Genomic DNA, 20,739 nt, shown 5'->3' with positions numbered 1-20,739 from the left:
AAGTTTAGTCGCGCCCGAAGACTAGTCCTCCTGGCAGCCTTGTGGCAGTCTCGATCCTAACGCAGTGAAGGGAGTCAACATGTCGGACGCGTTCGCGGGCCTGACCTGGCGGAAGAGCTCAGAGAGCCTCAACGGCGACTGTGTGGAGGTAGCGTCGCTGCCCGACGGCGTGGCCGTCCGGGACTCGAAGAACCCCGAAGGCGCGAAGCTCACGTTCTCGCGCTCAGAGTGGCGGGCGTTCCTGCGCGGCGCGAACCAGGGCGAGTTCAACGACCTGTGATCATGGGGCGCCGGTTTGGGCCGCGAGCGAAGCCTAGATGCCCGGCTCGGTGGCACCAAGCCGGGCATCTACGAATCTGCGCTAGCCCTGACTAAAGGAGATCGTCGAACTCACCCTTGGCCGCGCCGTCGAGGAAGGCGGCAAACTCGCCGGTCGTGAACAGCAGTACGGGTCCGGTTGGGTCCTTGGAATCTCGCACCCCGACGACCTCGCCCACCCTCGCCACTTCGACACATTGGCCACTCTGCTGGGTCTTGGTGCTCTTCCGCCACTTCGCGCGACTGAAGTCGTTCACGCGAGCTCCTTTGCAACGTTACGGATCATCGACACGGATTCGTCTGGGGCGAGTGCCATCGCTCTCAATCGATCAAACGCCTGAACGGCTCCCTGCACGTCCGCGTCACCCTCAGGGTAGAGATCGCCAGCCATAGTCTCGATGTAAACGACCTCCCGATCAGTGGGATCGGCAAAGCCAAGGACGACGAATGAACCCGGGGTGCCGGGATGTGCGCCAGCCGCGAACGGCAGTACCTGCACATCCACGTGCGGCAGATTCGCGATAGCCACCAAGTGGTTGAGCTGCTCAGCCATCGTCTCAGGGCCACCTACCTGCCGCCGTATGGCGCTCTCATCGAGGACTACCCATAGAGCCGGTGGGTCCTCACGATGCAGCAGGGCTTGCCGGCGTATGCGAACCTCAAGGCGGCGCTCGATCTCCTCCTCGCTGAGACGGGCAACGCCGCCTTGTAGGACCGATCGGGTATAACCCTCGGTCTGCATCAGGCCCGGAATCGAGATCAGCTCGAAGTTCCAGATCCGCGCGGCGTCTGCCTCGAACCCGATATAGGTCGCGTACTCGTCGGGGATGCTGCCCGCGTATCGATGCCACCAGCCACGTTGCGTCGCCGTCTGAGCTACCTCCACCAGGTTGGCTGTCACGGTGGGGCTCGCGCCGTACGTAGCAAGCAACGCTCGCACTACCGGCACACGCACCCCGACCAGCGCGCGCTCTACGCGGGAGAGGTGAGAGGGGGAAATTCCTGCATGTCCCGCAGCTTCCTCGATCGTCATGCCGATGGACTCACGCAAGTTGGCCAGCTCACGGGCGAGCCGTCTGCGTCTCAAGGTAGGCCAGTTTGGCACCGAGACAGCATGACACAGCCGAGCAAGTGCAGAAATTGACTCAGACAACTTGTCTGGATCTAGTCTTAGCTGTAAGACTAGGCGCACGCCTAAGACTAGGCGGGCGTCGAGATCCGTCCGATGAGTGATCGCCACACTGGGAGGACACGTGGGCTTAGCAGGACCAGCCACAAGACCCGCCGCACTGCCTCCCGGTTCCGAGCTGGTCAAGCTCCGTCGGCAACGGGGTATCGATGCGGTCGCCGATTTTGATCAACCGACTCCCCATGTGGCGTATCGGTCTGTCGGGCGCTTCAGCTTGAGGTTGCCGGCACCGTGGATGGCTGGTTCTCGGGGAACGGGCAAACGCGATGGCTGATCTCGGGTCCTCGCTGACGGTCAACCTTGCCGCGCATGAGCGCGCTGCTGATCACTTTTGGTCGTTTATGGCGGACCGTAGCGTGCGGTTTCTCCCACAGGGGTGTGCGCCGATGTTCTTCTCGACGCTGAGCCAGATGATCGCTGGTCAGGGCGACCCGGCGGCTCGGCGGGCCGGGTTCGCGGTGTTAAGCCGCATGTACCGGCGCTTCGAGCTGTATCCGTACCACGGCACTGTCATTGCGGCGGCGATGGTGGAGACGGTGCGGCGGTTCACGGGCGCGAGCTGGGAGCCCGAGCTGGCCGGCTACTGGGAGCGGGGATGCCGTCGGGTTCTGCGGGTGGCGGAGCGGGCAGCGACGGCGATGGGCGACGGCCCTCATGTCACGGGCGGCGAGGTCGTGGCGTCCGACGCTGCGCCTGATGGAGTCGCGGTCTTGACTGTTCGGCCGATGCGTCGTCTTTGTTTCCTGCCTGGTCAGGCGATGCCAGTGTGTACGCCTCGGCTGCCGGGGCTGTGGCGGTGGTATTCGCTGGCGAATGCTCCTCGCCGGGACGGGACGGTGGAGTTCCACGTCCGCGCGGTCGGCGAGGGCATGGTGTCGCCCGTGCTGGTTGAGCGCGTGGCGCCGGGTGAGCTGCTGTGGCTGGGTCCCGCGGTCGATGTCGGATTGTCGCTGGAGGCCGCGGGCGAGGCCGATTTGCTGTTGGCGGCCGGTGGTACGGGTCTCGCGCCGCTGCGCGCGTTGGTGGAGCAGGTGGCCGCGTCGCCGGTCAAGCGGCGGGTGACGTTGGTGGTGGGGGCGCGGACGCTGCTGGATCTATATGACGCGGTGGCGTTGGACAAGCTGGCGCAGGCGCATCGGGACTGGCTGACGGTGGAGTTGGCGTTCTCCGACGACGGGGATGTGGAACCGGCGGCGCAGGGCGATCTGCTGACCGTGGCGTTGTACCACTACCGGCAAGGGCAGGCGTTCTACGTGTGCGGCCCCCCGAAGCTGATGGAGGCGGCGCGCGTTCGTCTGCCGACTGCCGGGATCCCTGCCGGCAGGCTGCACCTGGCCACCACGTTCCGGCGCGCCATGGATTCGACGCTGTGGGTGTCGCGCCAACGCTCGTCGCGCGTCGCGAGCCCGTCTGGTCTGGACATGGCGGCCGGCGGCATCGAGCGGAGGGGTTCGGCATGAAGCTGATGGATTTGGCAGTTCGCAGCGCCACCGATGCGGAGCTCAGCGGGCTGTCCGAGGTTGTGGCACAGGGGTTGGTAAGTCGGCCCTTGGGGGCGTGGCTAGTGCCTGCTGCGACGGAGCGTCCGGGGGTCTTGCGGCGCTACGCGCATCTGATGCTGACGCACGGTGTGCGGCACGGCCGGGTTGATACGACCGCCGACCACGCGGCAGTGGCGGTCTGGTACTCGCGGCGTGAGCCGCCTGCGCCGGGTGCCAAGTGGATGTATTACCTGCAGCGGATCCTCGGCGCGGATGCGGCGCGGTTCGCCTTGCTGCACGCCTACGTCGACGCAGTGCTCCCGCATACGCCGCATCACTACCTCGCTCACCTCGCGGTCCGCCCTGGGCAGGAGGCGGCGGCACGCGCGTTGCTGGCCAGTTATCACCGGGCGGCAGACGAGGAGGGGTTGCCGGCGTACGCGGAGGTGGCCAGCGACAACCCCCGCGAGAGTGTGTTCGCGGGGCTCGGGTACGAGCCGCGCTCACCGATCCTGCTGGAGCCGGGCGGGCCGGTGCTGTGGCGGATGTGGCGACCGGCACCGGACGAACGGCTCAGCGCTCTGCCGCGCCGAGCACGGCTGTACCGCGCCGCGACCCCATTTCACGGACGGGTGATCCCGGCGCCCCGCTCTCCCTGATCGTTCAGTCCCGATCCGGAAGTTGATGACCTGCAGGCGGCGACCTCGCGCCTAGCGGGCTACCTCGTTGCACCCCGAATTCGAAGGAGGCACCCGTCATGCTGTCCGCTATCACCCGTTTACGGGCATTGGCTCCACTCCGACGTGGCAACGCCAGCCGGTGGCCGGCAGGCTCGACCCCCGCCTGCGCCAGCACCGCCGTCACGGAGGCGGGAGACGTGACGTCGGACGAGTTCACGTGGGGCTACGCGATCCGGCGGCAGTGGCCGAACGGGGCCCACGACCTGTTCGGGTTCACCCCGGACGCGGCGACCGCCCGGCGACGGCTGGACCGGGACCGGCGTTTCTGGCGGAGCGGCCCGGTACGGCCCGCTGCGGTGTATGTCGTGCCGGCCAACGGTGCCGAGGTGCGGCGGCACCCGGTGGACGGCTGCCGCCGCTCGTGCTGCCCGGATTCGACCGATCGGGGGCAGTGGTGAGGTCGACGCATGTGCAGGTGGCGCTGGCGCGGCGGACGGTGACTCCGTTCGGGTTGTGGGTGTTCGGGGCGGCGGCGTCGGCGCCGATGGTGGTGCTGGCCGGAGGCATCGTCGCCACCTATGCGACGACCAGGGTGTCGGCGCTGCCGCTGGTGTTCGTGGTGGTGGCCGGTGTGGTGGCGCTGCTCGCGGTCGGGTACACGGCGTTGGCTCGCCAGGTGGGGCACGCGGCGGCATACTACGGAATCCTCGCGCACGGCCTGGGCCGGGGTTGGGGTGTGGCCGCTGGTCTGGTCGCCTTGATCGCGTACAACGCGATCCAGACGAGCCTGTTCGGGTTGTTCGGCGCGACACTGGCCGCCCAGCTCGGCGGCGCGTGGTGGGTGTGGGCGGGCATTGCCGTGGCCGTGGTCGCGGTGGTGGGTGTGCGGGCGATCGTGCTGTCGACCCGCGTGCTGGCCGCCGTGCTGGCGGTGTCCCTGCTCATCGTCGCCGCGTTCACCCTTGCGGGTCTCGGGCAGCCTGCGAATGGCGGGCTGTCCTGGGAGGGCTTCGACGCCTCGGGCCTGGCGGTCAGCGGCATCGGTGGGGCGGTCGCCTTCTGCGTGGCGGCGTTCATGGGCGTCGACGCGCCGGGCTCGTTCATGGAGGAGGCCATCGACCGCCGGTCGGTCGGCCGGGCCACCATCGCTGCGGTGCTCGTCCTGGGCGGTGTGTACGCGGCGGCGGCGTGGGCGATGGGCGTGGCGACCGGCCCCGAGGCCGCCGCTGATGCCGCCGCCGACCCCGCAGGAGGGCTGCCGTTCTCGGTCCTTGAGGGCATCGGCGGCGCGTGGGTTCCCCTCGCGCAGGTAGTGCTGGTCTTCGCGATCGTCACCTCGATGCTCGCCTTCCACAGCGTCATCGCCCGGTACGTGTTCGCGATGGCCCGCGAAGGTGTCCTGCCCGCCAGCCTCGCCCGTACCGGCACCGCGACGCGGGTCAGCGCGCCTCGCGGCGGTTCCCTGACCCAGACCGGCGTCGCCGCCGTGGTGGTGGGAGGGTTCGCGCTGGCCGGCGCGAACCCGGTCGCGGTGATGTTCACCTGGCTGTCGACCCTGGGCGCGATGGGCCTGCTGTGCCTGCTGCTGGCCGCCTCTGTGGCCGCGATGATGGCTCCGGCCAGCGTGCGCGGCCAGAAGGTCGGGCTGTGGGAGTGGCGGCTCGCACCCGGTCTCGCAACGGCGGGCGGGACAGTGGTGCTGGCCCTGATGGTCGGCAACGTTGGCTCCCTGCTCGGTGCCCCGCCCGAGTCGCTGGAACCGTTCCTGCTGCCCGCGATCCTCGCCGCCACCGCCCTGGCCGGCGGCGCGTGGGCCGCCCACATGCGGCGGTCACGCCCGGAGGTCTACGCCGGCATCGGCCGTGGCACTCCGAGCACCCACGCCGTTCCCGACGCCATCAGCGTCTCCATCTAAGGGGCTGCGGACGATGCGAACTGACGCGGCGATGACCCCACCTGGCGGACGCTACGGCGTCGACCCCCTACACCCCGGCTGGCGGCCGGAACACCCTCCAGCGGCACCACCCGGCCCCGGCCCGCACATCCCAGCGGATTACCCGCCGCCTGGCTACCGCCCGGTGCACGGTGACTACCAGCGACCGCCAGAGGCCCCAGTTCCCCCCACCATAGCCCCGCCCCCGCACATGCCTGCGCACCAGCCATGGCAGGACGGGGAGGAGGTGTCGGCGGAGGCACGGCGGTGGGCGGATCTGCGTCGGCAGGTTGCCTACCGGTGCAAGCGGATCAACGCCGGCCACACGGTCGAGGCCGACCAGCGCTACGCCACCCGCGAGGCCCTCGGCCCGCACGCCGTGGCCCTGTTCTTCGCCTCCGACGCACCGACCGAGCCGCACGGCTATCTGCTGTACACCGCCTACCGGCTGTGGCTGGCCTCCCCGGAATCCGACGACCTGCCCCAGCTCTTGACCGAGCTGGGCGAGGTGGTCCGCGACAACATCGCCCGCGCCGCCTCCGCCGGGCGTCGGTGGCATCCGCTCGGCCCGGACGGATCGATGGTCAACGGCGGAGACATGAGCCTGCCCGCGCACGCCACCTACGTCGGCGTCGGCGTGAGCACCCTCGATTCCGACCAGGGGCGCTGGCACCAGGTCGCCCGCACGCTGCGGGATGGTTCGGGTGGTCGCTACCTGTCGGCCTTCGACCTCAAGGGCCAGTGCTACGCGCTGCTGACCGACGGCACCGCCCTGCACATCGACCGAGATCCTCACGCCCGCCTCGGCGTCGACGGGATCCGCTGCACCAAAACCCTGGATCCCGACCGGGTCCGCTACTACAACCCCCACGCCAACCTGACCGAACAGGGCGACGATGCCACCCGCGAGGTGTGGCGGCGGCTCGGCGCGCTGCACCACACCCTCACCGCCCACCTGCTCACCAGGCGGCCCGCGTGACCCACACTCTGAGCCTGGCCGACGCCGCGGATCTGAGCCGCGCACCGCTCGACGCCACCGCCGTGCTGGAACACCTGGTCCGCGAGGCCGACGCCGCCGCGGCGACGAGCATCGGGTTCCCCGGCGCCGTCGACCTCGACCAGAGCGACGTCATGGCCCGGCTGGGCACCCGGCTGTGGAACAACATCGGCGACCCCGCCGACACCAGCGGTGTCGCCCACACGCGAGTGCTGGAGCAGGCGGTCATCGCCTGGGTTGCCGACACCCTGGCCATGCCGGCCCAGGACCGGTGGGGCTACGTCACCACCGGCGGCACCGAAGGCAACCTGTCCGCCCTGCACGCCGCGCTGCGCCACCACCCCACCGCCCGCATCTTCTACTCCGCAGCTGCCCACTACTCCATCCCCAAGATCGCACGGATCCTCGGCGCGCCCGGGGTGCTCATCAAGGCCCACCCGGACGGGGAAATGGACTACCAGCATCTCGCCGAGCAGGTCCAACGACGCAGACGGTGGCCCGCCATCGTGGTCGCCACCGTCGGCACCACCATGACCGAAGCGGTGGACGACACCGGCCGTATCCGCGCCGTCCTCGACGAGCACGGCATTGGCGGGCACGTGCACGTCGACGCGGCGCTGTCCGGCATCCCCCTCGCCCTCGACGGGCGACTCCACCTGGATGACGCCCTTGGCATCGGCAGCATCGCGATCTCCGGTCACAAGTTCTTCGGCTTGCCGGTGCCGTGCGGGGTCGTGCTCGTCCGCGACAGCGTCCGCACCCACGGTGGCCGGGTCGCCTATACCGCCACCGCAGACACCACGATCACCGGCTCCCGTTGCGGCCTGGCCGCCGCGCTGCTGTGGCACGCCATCGCCATTCACGGCCGCGAAGGCCACCGCTGGCGCGCCCTCCAAGCCCGACGCCTCGCCGCCTACACCGTCGACCAGCTCACCGCCGCCGGCTGGCCCGCCTGGCGGCACCCCCACGCCTTCACCGTCGTCCTGCCCACCCCACCCGAACCCGTGCGCAAGAAATGGCTCCTCGCCTCCGACGGCGACACCAGCCACCTCATCTGCATGCCCGGCGTCACCCGCGGCCAGATCGACGCCTTCGTAGCCGACATCGCCGACATCGCACCACCAAGGCCGGTCCCACGCCCCCGTCCCGCCAGCGAACCGCACGCCCACGTCTACCCGCTCTGACCACGAGCTCAACACCGCCGATGGAGGCACTCGTCATGCCCACTGGCTACGTCTTCCACCCCGAATACCTGTGGCACGACACCGGCACCAGCGCCGGCCTGCTGCCCGCCGACCCGACCGCCGGTGTCCAACCCGCCGTGCACGTCGAGAACCCCGAGGCGAAGCGCCGCGTCCACGAGCTGATCCACGCCTGCGGGCTGCTGGGCGAGTTGATGATCATCGAGCCTCGACGGGCCACCGTCGCGGAACTGACGCGCGTGCACACCGCCGCCTACGTCCAGCACATCAAGACCCAGAGCGATCTACGCGGCGGCGGTGACGCCGGAGACGGGTTCTCTCCGGTCGGTCACGGTAGCTACGACATCGCTCGCCTCGCCGCTGGTGGGCTGATCGAGCTCGTCACCGCCGCTGTTCACGGGGACATCACCAACGGCTACGCCCTGGTCCGCCCGCCCGGTCACCACGCCACCGCCGGCCAGGGGATGGGTTTCTGCCTGTTCAATTCGCTCGCCGTGGCCGCCCGCCACGCCCAGGCCGAACTCGGGCTCGCCCGGGTCGCGGTCGTGGACTGGGACGCCCACCACGGCAACGGCACCCAGGCCATTTTCTACGACGACCCGAGCGTGCTCACCATCAGCCTGCACCAGGCCGGTTGTTTCCCACCCGACTCTGGGTGGACCCACGAGAACGGCACCGGCGACGGCACCGGCTACGCCCTCAACGTGCCCCTGCCACCGGGCAGCGGCCACGCCGCCTACCTCCTGGCCATGCACCAGGTGGTGCTGCCGGCGCTGGACCGCTTCGCCCCCGATCTGATCCTGCTCGCCAACGGCTTCGACGCGGGCGTGTTCGACCCCCTCGCCCGGCAGATGCTCACCGCCGCCTCGTACCGGGAGATGACCCGCCTGCTCGTCGGCTCCGCCGACCGGCTCTGCCACGGCCGGCTCATCGCCGCCCACGAAGGCGGCTACAGCCCCTTCTACACCCCGTACTGCGCTCTCGCGTTCCTCGAAGAACTCGCCGGCACCACCACCCACGTCACCGACCCCCTCGCGGCCGTCGTCGCCGGCTACGCCGCCGAACCCCTCACCCCCCAACAACAAGCCGTCATCAGCGAGGCCGCGCAACTCCTGCCCCGCATCCAGACCGCCGTCCCGTCCGCCTGAGAAACGACCACATCCCCGTGATGATCGCGAGCACGAAGGCTGTCGCCGCCACCACCGCGACCCTGCTCATCGCGGTGGCTGGGCTGACTATTCAACCCTCATCCACGTCTACGCTCGTGGCTGACCCGGACGCCGGGGCCGGCTGCGCCGTCCCAAACCCGGCACCACATTCCGGCTCGTCGGCGTCGTCGGCGGGGGTGCGGCTGCGTCCCGGCGGCCCGGCCCGTCCGGTGCTGCTGGACCTGGCCGCGCGGATCACCGCCACTGCCTGCGATGCCACACCCGGCCGGTTCAACGTGGTGCACCACCACCGATGGACCTACAACGCCAGTGGCGGCGTGAAGGAAGCCCAGGCGGTGCGCTGGTACGCCGCCGACGACTCCGGTGCGGAGTTGGCCACACGGTCACCGAGCCGGCAGGTGGCCCACGACTGGTGGCGACCGGGTGACCTCCGGATTCGCAACCTGACCAACGCCTACACGACGAGCGCCTGGCTGATCAGCGATGCTCAGCTCAACGGATGGGGAGACGACACCCCGGCCCTGCTGGATGGCCTCGCGGCGCTGGCACTCTGGTACAGCCCTGACCGGCAGCAGCGGGGCCTCGCGCTGCGGGTCCTCGCCGACGCCAGCGGCCTGACCGCGCACCCGGCGCTCGACCGGGCCGGACGCGTCGGTGTCGCTCTCGTCGCGACCAGCAGGCAAGGCCGAACCCGGCACCTACTGATCCTGGACCCCAGCACCGGACAGATCCTCGCCTACGAAACCGCGACGCTCACTCCGAGCGGATGGCGTTCGCAGGTATACGCCCTCCTGCTCACCCGCACCCACGCCTCCCGCCGCTGGTGGGAACCCGCCGCGAGCGCCAACGCCGCCCCTGCGCAACGGCAGGTGCATCCGCGCCATGCGCGCGTGTGGCTGATCCACCAAAACCCGCCCTGCCTCACCGACCGCACCGACCTGGAGTGAAGCAATGACACGGACACAAGCGGCGCGGTCGTCCGCGCCCCTACAGGAACTGCTCGACCCGGCCATCCGCCACGACCTGGACCGCATCCCGATCCAGCCCGGCCAACGCGTGCTGGAGATCGGTGCCGGCACCGGCGAGCTGACCGCCCATCTAGCTCGCCTCGTCGGTCCTAACGGGAGAGTAATCACAGTAGACGAGGACACCAGCTACCTCGCGCCGACCGCAATCATCGACGTCTATCAACGCGACCTCGACGGTGACGCCTTGCCCGGCGAGCTCGACACCATCGATGTCGTCATTGCACGGTGGCTTCACGGCCCGCTGGCCGATCCGGAGGGGGTGATCGGGCAGATGATTGGTCGGCTGCGGCCTGGCGGCTGGCTGATCCTGGCCGACCTCCCGTTCACCCCCGCCCGGGTGTTCCGCCCACGCTGCGAGGACGCTGCGGCGATGCTTCAACCAGACGGCCGGGACGCCGACCTGGTGCAGCATCTCGTGGCGAGGATCTACAGCCTCATTAACGGCAATGGGCGCGCCACCTGGCCGCACGACGTCACCGCGTTGCTTGTCGCCAATGGCGTGAACCCCGTGTGCATCCACCGAAGCGTCGAAACCTGGACGGGCGGCGGCCCCGGCTGCCGCGTCCTCGCCGATGCGGCGGAACACCTCCGGCCCCATCTGGTCAAACCCGAACTCAGCCACGCCGATCTCGACCGATTCATCAAACTCATGGCCGACCCGGCCGTGGTCCTCAGCTCCTACGAACGCAGGGCGATCCACGCCCGCAAGGCGGCCTGACCCGCAAGCGGGTCGGTGGCAAGCGCACAGAGACCCGGGCCGTGGAGAGGCTGTCACCTCTCTTCAGCCCGCACCGGTAGCCGCTACCCGAAGGTGGCTGCCCGGGGCCGGTCGCCGTTCTTGGTTAGGCGCGGCGGCTTCGTCCCACGGCTGGCGGCAGCGGGCATCCCCCGTCCCGCTGCCGCCAGCCCCTCAATCGGTCGGACACGGCCGTACCGCTTGCAGCGTCCAGGCGACCTCAGCAGCGTCGTGCTCGCTGCGGCGCGGCACGCCTCGAATGTGAACCCATGTTTGGACTCCGCAGCGCTGGAGCGCTCGGACCTTCACAAAGGAGTTGGCACATGACGGTGATCGCAACACGAGCGCCTGAGCCCCACCGGTTGCAGGACCGGGATGTGGCCGCCGCAATTGCCGCCGCCGAGCAGATGCTGGTTTCGCTCGGCGTTGACATCCAGGCAGAGCACCTGCGGCGAACGGCGGAACGAATGGTGCTGTCATATGGCGAGGTCCTGACGCCGGCGCCGTTCGAGGCGACAGACTTCGTCAACGATGCAAAGCATCAGGGGTTTGTCATCGTGCAGGATGTGGCGTTCGCTGCGATCTGCGCCCATCACCTGCTGCCATTCGTCGGGTCGGCGACTGTCGGATATCTTCCGGGCGCGCGGCTGTTGGGGCTGTCGAAGTTGGCGCGGCTGGTCGAACGCGCCACTCGCGGGTTGCAGGTCCAGGAGAACGTCACTCAGCAGATCGCCGACGGCCTGCAACGGGTCGTCCCGGACCACGGTGGCATCGGGGTGATTGTCGAAGCCGAGCACCTGTGCATGACCCTGCGGGGCGCGAAGGCCCGGGGGGCCTCAACGGTGACCTCGACCTGGCTGGGCGGGCTGGAGCGTGACGCCACATTGCGTTCCGAGTTTCTCAACCTGGCCGGGCGGAGGTGGCGGCCGTGAGCGCCCTCGCGCTGCCGCTGGTCACTCCGGTGCCCTCGCGCGTCGTCGTCATCGTCTCCGGTGGCATGGACAGCACGGTTCTGGCCTATGCCCTGCAGCGCGCCGGGTCGCGGGTAACGTTGCTGTCGTACGACTACGGGCAGCGGCACCGCCGCGAGCTGGACTTCGCTGTGCGAACCGCCGAGGCCCTGCGCGCGCCACACCTTATGGTCGACTTGACCGGCATCGGGGCAGTGCTGTCGGGCTCGGCGCTCACTGATGCCAGCGTCGATGTGCCGGATGGGCATTACACCGATGTGTCAATGCGCGCCACGGTGGTGCCGAACCGCAACGCAATCATGCTCGACGTGGCCGTGGCGCTCGCCGTGTCCGCCGGTGCGGACGCGGTGGCCTTCGGTGCTCACGCCGGTGACCATCCGATCTACCCCGACTGCCGTCCGGCCTTCCTCGCCTCGTTTGAGTCGACGGCGCGGATAGCGAACGAAGGATTCCTGCCAGCAGGGTTTCGTGTCGTCGCGCCGTTCATCGACTGGTCGAAGGCCGACATTGCCCGGCTCGGTGACGTCGTCGGTGTGCCCTTCGCGACCACCTGGTCCTGTTACAAGGGCGGGCAGCAGCACTGCGGCACGTGCGGCACCTGCGTTGAGCGGCGCGAGGCGTTCGACGTGGCCGGCGTGACGGACCCGACCGACTACGCCACCGCTTCGGAGGTGAGCTAGGTGCACCGCATCGGCAAACAGTTCCGCTTCGAGGCTGCGCACTCGCTGCCCGACCTGCCCGAGGGCCACCAGTGTTCCCGTGTCCACGGGCACAGCTACACCGTCGAGGTGCATCTCGTCTCCGACGGAGAGCTGCACCGGCCCGGCTTCGTCGTAGACTTCGCCGAACTCGCCCCGTTCGGCGCGCACGTCCGCGACCACTTCGACCACCGCGACCTCAACACCGTCCTGGACGCGCCGCCGACGAGCGAACACCTCGCCGCCTACTTCTACCACTGGTGCTGCGACCACCTGCGGCTACCTGAATCGGTGCGGGTCGAGAAAGTCCGGGTATCCGAAACCGCATCCACCTTCGCTGAGTACGGGCCGGTCCTGCCATGACCGCGCCGACCACGCCCGCCGTACCCCCGACCCCGACCGGTCCGCCGACGCTGCCGTTGTTCGTCGCGGAGACATTCGGCCCGACGTTGCAGGGTGAAGGGCCAAGCAGCGGCCAGCAGGCGCTGTTCTTGCGGCTGTCGCGCTGCAACCTGTCCTGTCCACGCTGCGACACCCCCTACACCTGGGATACCTCGCGGTTCGATCTGCGCGCGCACACCAGCCGGCGCACGGCCGAGGAGGTCGTCAGGTGGGTGTTGACGCAGCCTACGCGGCTACTCGTGATCACCGGCGGCGAGCCACTGTTGCAGCAGGACCGGCTGCTGGCCGTGGTGAAGGGGGTCACCGAGGCGGGGCGACGGGTGGAGATCGAGACCAACGGCACAGTTGTTCCCCTGCCGGATCTGCTGGCAACGACAGCCGCGTTCAACGTGTCTCCGAAGCTGAGCAGCTTCGCCGGGCCGCGGGACGGTCTTCGGCGACTCAACCCGGCCGCCCTGTCGGCGCTGGCGGCCTCCGGGCGGGCCGTGTTCAAGTTCGCCGTCACCTGCACGGCGGAGCTGGACGAGATCGTCCAGCTCCAGGCCCGGTTCGGGCTGGACCCGCTATGGGTGATGCCGGAGGGCACCACCAGCGATGCGGTCCTGACCGGGATGCGGGACCTCGCGGACGCGGTTCTGGCTAGGGGTTGGCACCTGAGCAGCCGCCTGCACGTGTTGCTGTGGGAGGACACCCGTGGCCGCTGAATCACCGGGCTCACGCCGGTCAGATGGGCTTGGACGGGGCCGTCGTTCCCGCCGCGACACGCCGCGCGTGTGGGGCAGCGGCCCTGTGATCGTCGGCGGCGGGATCGTTCCTGCCGTCCAAGCGAGCCCCACGATAGCGCAACGAGCCCGACCTGCGCAGCCCCGAGCGCACTCCCTCATGCCCTTCCTGGTGGACCTGCCGCATCTGGTCGCGGCGGCTCGGCTCGGTATGCGGCGTGCCGCCGCACCGGGCGCGGACGGCCTCACCTGGGCCGGCTACCGCAACGGGCTACGAGCGCGTCTCGGTGAGTTGTCCAACCGGCTGCGGGCAGGCACGTGGGAGCCGGGCCCGTTGCGGCATGTCGAGATCACCTCGTACACCGGCAAGGTGTTCCCGGCGGTGATCCCGACGGTGGAGGACCGCATCGTGCACCGGGCGATGCGCCGGGCGGTGGAGCCGATCCTCGAGCGCCACGTCTTGGCGGACTGGGTGTCGGCGTACCGGCCGCGCCGCAACCGGATCACCGCCCTGCGGCAAGCCGAGCAGCACTTGGCGGCCGGGCGGCAGTGGGTCGCCGATGTCGATGTGGCGGGTGCCTCGGCGGGTGGCAGCAGCGAACAGTTCGTGGACTGGCTCGCGGTTCACGTTGCTGACGGCTCGTTTCTGCGGCTGTTCCGCCGCGCCGTGGAGGCGTTGCCGACGCCGCTCGTGCCGGGAAGCGGCCTGTGGCCGGTGCTGTTTCACCTGCGCCTGTCCCGGGTTGACGCCCTGCTCGCTGACTGGCCGGTCGTGCGGTTCGCCGACAACTACCTGATCTTCGCGGCGGACGAGCCCGGCGCTGTCGCGGCGTTCGACGCCCTCACTGCCGCCCTCGCCACGGTGCAGATGCAGCCACATCCACGCAAGAGTCGCGTCCGGCCACCACACCAGGCCAACACCGAAGACCTCTTCCTCATCGACGGATGAAGGGAAACCTCCGATGACCATCACGCACGCAGGGCCGCCCGCAGCCGTTCGCACTGTGCGCTGGGTACACGTCCCTGCCGGTACCTGCCTCTACGGCGACGCCCGCAAACCCCGTCCTGTGCCCGCTCTCCTCGTCGCGCAGACGCCGCTCACCGACGCGCAGTGCGGTGTCGGCGGCACCGACCTGCCGGTCACCGGCATCAGCTACGACGACGCCGTCCGGCTCGCCGCCGAAGCAGACGGACGCCTGCCCACGTCGGTGGAGTGGGAATGGATCGCCGCCGGATCGAGTCGCCGCCTGTACCCGTGGGGCGACGAACCGTGGACCCCTGGCCGTGCCCTGCTCACCGGTGCCGGCCAGTCGCCACGTGCCCCACAGCCGGTCGGGCGGCACCCGGCAGGTGCCACACCGCAGGGTGTGCTGGATCTGGCGGGCAACGTCTGGGAATGGACCAGCAGCACCGCCATGGGCCAGGGAAAGATCATCCGGGGTGGCTCGTACGCCTCCCCGCCGCTGTATGCCCACACCACCTTTCTCAACGCGGCCCCGATGGAACGGCGCAGCCCTGGCATCTCCGTGAGGCCGGTGCGTACCCCATGAACCTTCGACACCCGCACCCGGCGAACCCCGCCAATGCCATCGCCCACATGGTTCCGGGCGCGCACAGCCGGGCAGAGCTGGTCATCGTCGGCTGCTCGGCGGAGAAGACGCCCACGCTCACGCCGCTGCCTGCCCTCGACCTCTACGACGGTGGTTGTGTGCCGCACCTGCGCGCCCGGGTCGGTCATCTGCCGCACCAGCGCAGCCGGGTCCGGTTCCTGTCCGCCGAGCATGGTCTCGTCACCGCTGATACCCACCTGCGCACCTACGACCGTCCCCTCGACCCCGCCCGCGCCACCGAGCTACGGCCGCGAGTCTGGGCACAGTTGCAAGCCGACCTGCACAGCGACCACATCCCCGACGACCTCCTCGTGGTCGCCGAACCCCTTTACCTGGTGCTGCTCGCCGACCTCCTCGCCGACCCCCATCGGCCTCGGATTCACTGGATCGCCGACCACGCGGACGGCTGGCCGCAGGCCGCCGCGATCCTCGACGAGTGGGGGTGGTGAGCGTGCCCGCCACCCTGAACGAGGCGCTCGCCGCCACCGCCAACGACCACCGCCATGTCACCACGGCCTTCACCGAGCGAACCGGCCTGGACTGGCACGCCCTGACGCCGCCGCAGCTCGGCGACAGAGCCCGCCTCAGCGTGATCATCCCCGCCTGCGACACCGCCTACAGCCTTCCGCCGGTCCTCGATGCGCTCAGCGAGCAACGCACCGCGGCGACCGTCGAGGTGATCGCGGTCGACGACGCGTCCACCGACGCCACCACCGAACTGCTCGCCGCGCATCCGCGCGTCGACCGGGCCGTCCGCCTGCACTCCCGCTCGGGGGCGGGAGCGGCCCGCAACGTCGGCGTTCACCTTGCCACTGGCGACACGATCGTGTTCCTCGACGCCGACATGGTCGTACGCGATCACGTCCTGGCCGACATCGCCGCCCGCGCTCGGCACGACACCGTCCTCGTCGGGTTCCGCCACAACATCCCGTACCTGCCCCACCCCGACGGCCACCCGGTCGTGCCTCCCGGCGAGCCCGACCTCGACGCGGATCACCGGGTGCGATGGACCCCACCGGCAGGCGTACCGATGTTCTACACCGGCCAGGTCTACCCGAAGGCGTTCGTCGGAAGGCCCCTGCAGGACACCCGCGAGTTCATCGACCTTGGCCACGGCCGCACGTACTACGACTGGGACCTGCCCCGCATGGTCGTCACCGCCCTCGTTGCCGCGCCTCGCCATGCGGTCCTTGACGTGGGCGGCTTTCACCCCGGTTTCGGCGCGATGGGCTGGGGCGCCGAAGACACCAACCTGGGAGCCGCCCTCATCAGTCACGGTTACCTCATCATCCCACTGCGGCAAGTCCGAGGCTGGCACATCGACCCACCCGATCCCGCCGCCGCGTGGAAGACAAAACTCACCGGCGCCGCACCCCGCATCGCCCTGCACCGGCAGCTCTGCGAGCAGCCCGCACCCACCGGCCGCGCCGCGGATCTGGCCGAGCGCGCCGACAAGCTCTTGCGGAAGGCAGTGACCCTGCGATGATGCGAACCTTCGCCGCCCACAGCGACCTCGTCCACGACCCCGCATCCGGGATGACCCACCGCGCACCCACCCCCATCGGCAGCGGCCGGATTACCCTCGCCCAGACCACCGTGACGGCCTGGCCAGTCGTCGCACCCAGCGACCTCGACCGCCCCATCCCGGACAGTGTCTGTTGGTCACCGATCGTTCGCTGCAACCTGCACTGCCCGCAGTGCCTCGATGACACGACCGTGCGCGAGGCCAACCTCTCTCAACGGCGGCGCGTCGCCCACATCCTCGCCGACACCGATGTCCTCGGGGTTGACATCTCCGGCGGTGAGCCGCTGCTGCTGCGAGACCTACCCGAGCTGCTGGACACCGTCCGCAGCGGAGGCCGCAGCGCTGTGTCCATCACCACCAACGGCTGGCACCTGGCCCGCCGAGCGGCCGAGTTGGCCGAGCACACCGACGCCATCCGGGTAAGCCTCGACGGCCCCGACCCTGGCCGCCACGACGCCATCCGGGGACCGCTCAGTTTCGACAGAGCCGTGAGAGGTATCCAAGCCGCCGTCGCGCTGCGCATCCCCGTGCAGATCCAGACCGTGCTCATGCGCCGCACCGCGGGCTACCTGCAAGAGATGGTCAACCTTGCCGCCAATCTCGGAGCCTGCGGGTTCAGCGCCCTGCAGATGCTACCCATCGGCGCCGGCACCGCCCTGCCCGACGAACTGCTTGGCGACGATGAGGCGATGAGGCTGTTCGCCGCGCTGGACGTTCCCGAGCGGCTCCACATGCGGCTGCGCACCCGCGACGTCGCCGGCAACTTCACCGTCATCCGCGCAGACGGCCGCGTCTGGCGCAACGACAGCACAGCCCTGAACATCGGCGGCCTGCACCCCCTACGCAGCGCCGCCGACCTCGCCCTCACCACCCGGGACGGCACCGCATGAACAGCCAAGTACCTCGACACTCACCAGTTCAGCCGCGCCAGTTCCGTCGCCAACGCATCCTCCGCATCCAACTCGACACCTACTATCGAGCGATCGAGGTACTGGCCGGCGAAGCCCGACGGCGGTACTCGCCAATCACCGCCACCATCGGTATCGCCAACGGCGGCCTCGCCCCAGCGCAAGGCGTCAGTGAACTTCTGCACGTCCCGACCTACCGGGTCAACGCCAAGCACAACCCCACCGATGCCACTTACAGCGAAGCAACCGGCGTCGTCACTTACGACCTCGACCCCCTCACCAGCCGACTGGCCGCGCACCGCCTCGACGGCACAGTCCTGGTCGTTGACGACATCTGCGGCACGGGCGCCACCTTCACCACCCTGCTACCCGAACTCACCGCATACCTCGGCCCAGAAGTCGCCCTGCGCACTGTCGCCTTGTGCCGCAACGGCGGAGGCGCGCTCGACCCGGACCTGTGGATCTGGACCGTCGACGACTGGGTCTCGTTCCCCTGGGAACAGCCACCCGCCGCCGACGCGCCGATCGAGGACCTGCCCATCCCGAGCCAGGTCCAGACCCCATGACCATCGCCTTCGTCCTCGCCTCCTGGCGACCTAACGTCCCAGCCGGCATGGAACGCGCGGTCATCGCGCACGCCGCCGGCCTCCAACAGATCCAAGCCAGGTCCGTGATCGTGACCGCCGACCCGGCCGCGCCATCGACCTACCACAACGTGCCCATCGAACGGCTACACAGCCTCGACGTGCAATTTCCCTGCGACGACGCCACCCTCCGCGCAGCCATCGACGCGTCTGCCGCGCCGATCTGCGCGGAACTGGAACGGCTCTTTCGGCGGCACCAGGTACGTGCCGTCGTCTACGTCGACGCCCTGTGGGGCCTCGGCCGGATCATGCCGACCCGCCCCCGCATCCGCAACATCCTCGCCGCGCACGTCGTCGGCCACGACGCGGACCTGCAACCGGCGCTGGCCCGCAATCCTGACGCCGTCATCGCCCCGTCAGCCACCGTGATGAGCGAGGCAGCAGCCCGCGGCTACGACAGCACCAGCTGGAGCGTCGTGCCGAACACCCTGCTCACCGCGCCGGAACCTCAATCCCGCAGCGACCGTCACCGGCTCTGGGCAAGAGGTCCCGTTCGCGTCCTCGCCCGCCTGGGACCGGAGAAAGGCGTCGCTGAACTACTCGACCCCATCCCTGTACTAGACCGTCCCATCGAGGTCGCGGTCGCCAACGCGCCCTTCGAGCTTGCCGCCGGCAGCCAAGAACAAATACGTCGTAGGTGCCGAGCCCTCGCCGCCACAACACCGGGCGTCACCCTCCTGCCCGGCCTCGCCTGGCACGAGGTCTCGGCCTGGCTCGCCGGGGCAAGCGTCGTGATCGTGCCGTCGCGGGCCGAGACATTCGGCCTCGTCGCACTGGAAGCCCTGGCCGCAAGTACCCCGGTAGTCGCCTACGACGTCGGGAACCTGCCTCACCTGATCGGCGAGGGCGGCATCATTGCGCCCTACCGGTCCGGCCCCGACGGCCTGTGGCGCGCCGCCCGGCACCTGCTGACCGACCCGGTAGGCTACGCCGCAGCATCACGGGCCGCGTACTACCGCTCGCGGGACTATTGGCCCGCCCTTGTCGCTAACCAACTCTTGAAGGTGGTGAGCTGATGGGCGGCTCCGTCCTGCCATCCGCACCCCAACCCTGCCCGCTCCTGCTCGTCGACGGACACAACCTGCTCTGGGGCGCCACCTTCGGCTTCCCCGCCGAAATCCGCTCCCGCGACAAGACCCGCCTACTCACCGGCGTCTTCGCGTTCTTCGCCCTACTCCGCGTGGCCATCCGCGAGGATTTCACCGACCAACCCGAGGTCATCGTCGTCTTCGACGGCCAGTACGGCGGCAGCGACCGCAAAGAACTTGACCCCACCTACAAGGCCCAACGGCCCACCGACGAAGCCGCACTGACCCCGATCCAATTCCTCCCGGACGTCAAGCGCGGCCTCGACCAGCACCGCATCGCCTGGACTGAACTCGACCACGCCGAGGCCGACGACGTCATCGCCACGCTCGTCCGCACCACCCCGCCGCCCCGCCCAATCGTGATCATGTCCCGCGACCGCGACTACTACCAACTCATCACCGACCGCGTCCGCGTCCTCAACACCAAAATGCGCCCCGGCAAGCGCTACATCGGCCCCGCCGACGTCTTCGCCCGCCATCACGTCACACCCGCACAATGGGTCGATTTCCGCGCACTCACCGGCGACCCCGCCGACAACATCCCCGGCATCCACGGCATCGGTGCCAAAACCGCCGCCACCCTCCTCGCCGACGGCATCACACTTGACGACCTGCCCAACACCGGACGGCTCGACACCGGACGGGGCCGCACCGTCCGTGAGCAACTCGACCTCGCCCGCAAATGGCGAGACATGATCCGCCTCAACCGCCACCTCGACGTCCCTATCGCCCCCACCTGCCAGCAGAGCCAACTCCTGCCGCCACCGGCCGACGTCGTTGAGAAACTCGGCCTGTGGTGACGCCAGCTCCCGTCCTGCTCACCGTCATGGCACACCCAGACGACGCCGAGCTCTGGGCAGGCGGCACCATCGCACGCCACGTCAGCGACGGAGGCACGGCCGTCATCGCCGTCCCACACCACGACGCAGTCCGCGACGCTGAGGCCACAGCCGGCGCACGCCTCCTCGGGGCCGATCTCTATTTCATGGACCAGATCTCCGTCTCAACCGCCGCCACTGTGCTCTTGGAAGTCCGTCCCGATGTGCTGATCACCCACCCGCCCAGCGACATCCACCCCGAACACCGCCAATGCGCCGAAACGGTCCTCCGCGCCCTACCCGATGTCGTCATCGGCACCGGCCACCCGCAACGGGCCTACCACAGTGATGGCTACAACAACCTCGATCAGAATGGCCGCTCACTCGACCTGCCCACCGTCATCGAGGTCAGCGCCCACTGGCCCACCAAGATTGACGCCCTTCGCGCACACACATCCCAGCCGATCCTCGATCACTTCGGCCCGATGGCCGAGGCCCTCGGAAGGCTCCACGGCCGCCGGATTAACTCTGCGTACGCGGAAGCATTCCGCCCGATGCCGATCCTCGGCCGGCTACCAGCAGCAACCCACCTTTGACTAGTGCCTATCTTGCCGACGCAG

General features: G+C 69.4%; 25 protein-coding genes. 23 read left to right on the top strand and 2 right to left on the bottom strand.

Annotated features, from left to right (window positions below; translation table 11 throughout):
- The first annotated feature begins 79 nt into the window (after positions 1-79).
- Positions 80-280: a DUF397 domain-containing protein gene (locus ACN27D_RS19080; protein ID WP_047891358.1), complete on the top strand. Its 201-nt coding sequence runs from the start codon at positions 80-82 to the stop codon at positions 278-280.
- Positions 281-371: 91 nt separating this feature from the next.
- Here ACN27D_RS19080 and ACN27D_RS19075 read toward each other — a convergent pair whose 3' ends face one another.
- Positions 372-575: a DUF397 domain-containing protein gene (locus ACN27D_RS19075; protein WP_047891357.1), complete on the bottom strand. Its 204-nt coding sequence runs from the start codon at positions 573-575 to the stop codon at positions 372-374.
- Positions 572-1,423, bottom strand: a complete 852-nt coding sequence (locus ACN27D_RS19070; RefSeq protein ID WP_421499645.1) for a helix-turn-helix domain-containing protein — start codon at positions 1,421-1,423, stop codon at positions 572-574. Before ACN27D_RS19070 ends, ACN27D_RS19075 begins: the two co-directional genes overlap by 4 nt.
- 470 nt (positions 1,424-1,893) lie before the next feature.
- On the opposite strand from ACN27D_RS19070, the gene ACN27D_RS19065 reads away from it, so the two are divergent.
- From ACN27D_RS19065 to ACN27D_RS18960, 22 genes are all read left to right on the top strand, one after another.
- Positions 1,894-2,967, top strand: coding sequence for an FAD-binding oxidoreductase (locus tag ACN27D_RS19065; protein WP_421499644.1), 1,074 nt, complete (start codon positions 1,894-1,896; stop codon positions 2,965-2,967).
- Positions 2,964-3,647, top strand: a complete 684-nt coding sequence (locus tag ACN27D_RS19060) for an N-acetyltransferase (RefSeq protein ID WP_421499643.1) — start codon at positions 2,964-2,966, stop codon at positions 3,645-3,647. Before ACN27D_RS19065 ends, ACN27D_RS19060 begins: the two co-directional genes overlap by 4 nt.
- A 218-nt stretch (positions 3,648-3,865) precedes the next feature.
- Entirely contained in the window at positions 3,866-4,126 is a 261-nt protein-coding gene (locus ACN27D_RS19055) for a hypothetical protein (RefSeq protein ID WP_135243154.1), read from the top strand.
- A gap of 11 nt (positions 4,127-4,137) precedes the next feature.
- Positions 4,138-5,583 carry an amino acid permease gene (locus tag ACN27D_RS19050; RefSeq protein WP_135244161.1) on the top strand — a complete coding sequence of 482 codons (1,446 nt, stop codon included), beginning with the start codon at positions 4,138-4,140 and terminating at the stop codon, positions 5,581-5,583.
- A gap of 229 nt (positions 5,584-5,812) precedes the next feature.
- Positions 5,813-6,580, top strand: a complete 768-nt coding sequence (locus ACN27D_RS19045; RefSeq protein ID WP_421499642.1) for a hypothetical protein — start codon at positions 5,813-5,815, stop codon at positions 6,578-6,580.
- A complete protein-coding gene (locus ACN27D_RS19040; RefSeq protein WP_135243152.1) occupies positions 6,577-7,782 on the top strand; it encodes a histidine decarboxylase in 1,206 nt (401 codons plus the stop codon). Before ACN27D_RS19045 ends, ACN27D_RS19040 begins: the two co-directional genes overlap by 4 nt.
- Before the next feature lie 35 nt (positions 7,783-7,817).
- A complete protein-coding gene (locus ACN27D_RS19035; RefSeq protein ID WP_135243151.1) occupies positions 7,818-8,948 on the top strand; it encodes a class II histone deacetylase in 1,131 nt (376 codons plus the stop codon).
- A gap of 230 nt (positions 8,949-9,178) precedes the next feature.
- On the top strand, positions 9,179-9,916 hold the full coding sequence (locus ACN27D_RS19030) for a hypothetical protein (protein ID WP_421499641.1): 738 nt from the start codon (positions 9,179-9,181) through the stop codon (positions 9,914-9,916).
- Positions 9,917-9,920: 4 nt separating this feature from the next.
- Entirely contained in the window at positions 9,921-10,715 is a 795-nt protein-coding gene (locus tag ACN27D_RS19025; protein ID WP_135243149.1) for a methyltransferase domain-containing protein, read from the top strand.
- 341 nt (positions 10,716-11,056) lie between these two features.
- Positions 11,057-11,665 carry a GTP cyclohydrolase I FolE gene (folE, locus tag ACN27D_RS19020; RefSeq protein WP_135243148.1) on the top strand — a complete coding sequence of 203 codons (609 nt, stop codon included), beginning with the start codon at positions 11,057-11,059 and terminating at the stop codon, positions 11,663-11,665.
- The gene (gene queC / locus ACN27D_RS19015; RefSeq protein WP_421499640.1) at positions 11,662-12,384 is read left to right on the top strand and encodes a 7-cyano-7-deazaguanine synthase; all 723 of its coding nucleotides are present in this window, start codon (positions 11,662-11,664) and stop codon (positions 12,382-12,384) included. Before folE ends, queC begins: the two co-directional genes overlap by 4 nt.
- Complete coding sequence (locus tag ACN27D_RS19010) at positions 12,385-12,765, top strand: 6-carboxytetrahydropterin synthase (RefSeq protein WP_135243146.1); 381 nt, start codon at positions 12,385-12,387, stop codon at positions 12,763-12,765.
- Entirely contained in the window at positions 12,762-13,508 is a 747-nt protein-coding gene (locus ACN27D_RS19005) for a 7-carboxy-7-deazaguanine synthase QueE (protein ID WP_135243145.1), read from the top strand. The genes ACN27D_RS19010 and ACN27D_RS19005 overlap by 4 nt, the downstream gene beginning before the upstream one ends.
- An 85-nt stretch (positions 13,509-13,593) precedes the next feature.
- Positions 13,594-14,475, top strand: coding sequence for an RNA-directed DNA polymerase (Reverse transcriptase) (locus ACN27D_RS19000; protein WP_421499639.1), 882 nt, complete (start codon positions 13,594-13,596; stop codon positions 14,473-14,475).
- 118 nt (positions 14,476-14,593) lie between these two features.
- Positions 14,594-15,076: a formylglycine-generating enzyme family protein gene (locus ACN27D_RS18995; RefSeq protein WP_421499638.1), complete on the top strand. Its 483-nt coding sequence runs from the start codon at positions 14,594-14,596 to the stop codon at positions 15,074-15,076.
- Entirely contained in the window at positions 15,073-15,585 is a 513-nt protein-coding gene (locus ACN27D_RS18990; protein ID WP_421499637.1) for a DUF6884 domain-containing protein, read from the top strand. Before ACN27D_RS18995 ends, ACN27D_RS18990 begins: the two co-directional genes overlap by 4 nt.
- 2 nt (positions 15,586-15,587) lie before the next feature.
- Complete coding sequence (locus ACN27D_RS18985; protein WP_421499636.1) at positions 15,588-16,622, top strand: glycosyltransferase family 2 protein; 1,035 nt, start codon at positions 15,588-15,590, stop codon at positions 16,620-16,622.
- A complete protein-coding gene (locus ACN27D_RS18980) occupies positions 16,622-17,551 on the top strand; it encodes a radical SAM protein (protein ID WP_421499635.1) in 930 nt (309 codons plus the stop codon). Before ACN27D_RS18985 ends, ACN27D_RS18980 begins: the two co-directional genes overlap by 1 nt.
- Positions 17,548-18,135 carry a phosphoribosyltransferase family protein gene (locus ACN27D_RS18975; protein WP_135243141.1) on the top strand — a complete coding sequence of 196 codons (588 nt, stop codon included), beginning with the start codon at positions 17,548-17,550 and terminating at the stop codon, positions 18,133-18,135. The genes ACN27D_RS18980 and ACN27D_RS18975 overlap by 4 nt, the downstream gene beginning before the upstream one ends.
- Positions 18,132-19,229 carry a glycosyltransferase family 4 protein gene (locus ACN27D_RS18970; RefSeq protein ID WP_135243140.1) on the top strand — a complete coding sequence of 366 codons (1,098 nt, stop codon included), beginning with the start codon at positions 18,132-18,134 and terminating at the stop codon, positions 19,227-19,229. Before ACN27D_RS18975 ends, ACN27D_RS18970 begins: the two co-directional genes overlap by 4 nt.
- A complete protein-coding gene (locus ACN27D_RS18965; protein ID WP_135243139.1) occupies positions 19,229-20,101 on the top strand; it encodes a 5'-3' exonuclease H3TH domain-containing protein in 873 nt (290 codons plus the stop codon). Before ACN27D_RS18970 ends, ACN27D_RS18965 begins: the two co-directional genes overlap by 1 nt.
- Positions 20,095-20,715 carry a PIG-L family deacetylase gene (locus ACN27D_RS18960; protein WP_209310396.1) on the top strand — a complete coding sequence of 207 codons (621 nt, stop codon included), beginning with the start codon at positions 20,095-20,097 and terminating at the stop codon, positions 20,713-20,715. Before ACN27D_RS18965 ends, ACN27D_RS18960 begins: the two co-directional genes overlap by 7 nt.
- The last annotated feature ends 24 nt before the right edge of the window (positions 20,716-20,739 follow it).

The sequence above is a fragment of the Micromonospora sp. WMMD1274 genome, from assembly GCF_049179035.1.
Taxonomy (GTDB): domain Bacteria; phylum Actinomycetota; class Actinomycetes; order Mycobacteriales; family Micromonosporaceae; genus Micromonospora; species Micromonospora tulbaghiae.
The sequence above is the reverse complement of the archived record's forward strand: the minus strand, read 5'-3'. Positions and strand labels throughout refer to the sequence as shown.

Bases quoted from the DNA above. Each gene is read 5' to 3' on its own strand.
- ACN27D_RS19035 (WP_135243151.1), top strand. From the start codon at position 7,818: ATGCCCACTGGCTACGTCTTCCACCCCGAATACCTGTGGCACGACACC.
- ACN27D_RS18980 (WP_421499635.1), top strand. From the start codon at position 16,622: ATGCGAACCTTCGCCGCCCACAGCGACCTCGTCCACGACCCCGCATCC.
- ACN27D_RS18970 (WP_135243140.1), top strand. From the start codon at position 18,132: ATGACCATCGCCTTCGTCCTCGCCTCCTGGCGACCTAACGTCCCAGCC.
- ACN27D_RS19060 (WP_421499643.1), top strand. From the start codon at position 2,964: ATGAAGCTGATGGATTTGGCAGTTCGCAGCGCCACCGATGCGGAGCTC.
- ACN27D_RS18975 (WP_135243141.1), top strand. From the start codon at position 17,548: ATGAACAGCCAAGTACCTCGACACTCACCAGTTCAGCCGCGCCAGTTC.
- ACN27D_RS19045 (WP_421499642.1), top strand. From the start codon at position 5,813: ATGCCTGCGCACCAGCCATGGCAGGACGGGGAGGAGGTGTCGGCGGAG.
- ACN27D_RS19080 (WP_047891358.1), top strand. From the start codon at position 80: ATGTCGGACGCGTTCGCGGGCCTGACCTGGCGGAAGAGCTCAGAGAGC.
- ACN27D_RS18990 (WP_421499637.1), top strand. From the start codon at position 15,073: ATGAACCTTCGACACCCGCACCCGGCGAACCCCGCCAATGCCATCGCC.
- ACN27D_RS18965 (WP_135243139.1), top strand. From the start codon at position 19,229: ATGGGCGGCTCCGTCCTGCCATCCGCACCCCAACCCTGCCCGCTCCTG.
- folE (WP_135243148.1), top strand. From the start codon at position 11,057: ATGACGGTGATCGCAACACGAGCGCCTGAGCCCCACCGGTTGCAGGAC.
- ACN27D_RS19025 (WP_135243149.1), top strand. From the start codon at position 9,921: ATGACACGGACACAAGCGGCGCGGTCGTCCGCGCCCCTACAGGAACTG.
- ACN27D_RS19065 (WP_421499644.1), top strand. From the start codon at position 1,894: ATGTTCTTCTCGACGCTGAGCCAGATGATCGCTGGTCAGGGCGACCCG.
- ACN27D_RS19005 (WP_135243145.1), top strand. From the start codon at position 12,762: ATGACCGCGCCGACCACGCCCGCCGTACCCCCGACCCCGACCGGTCCG.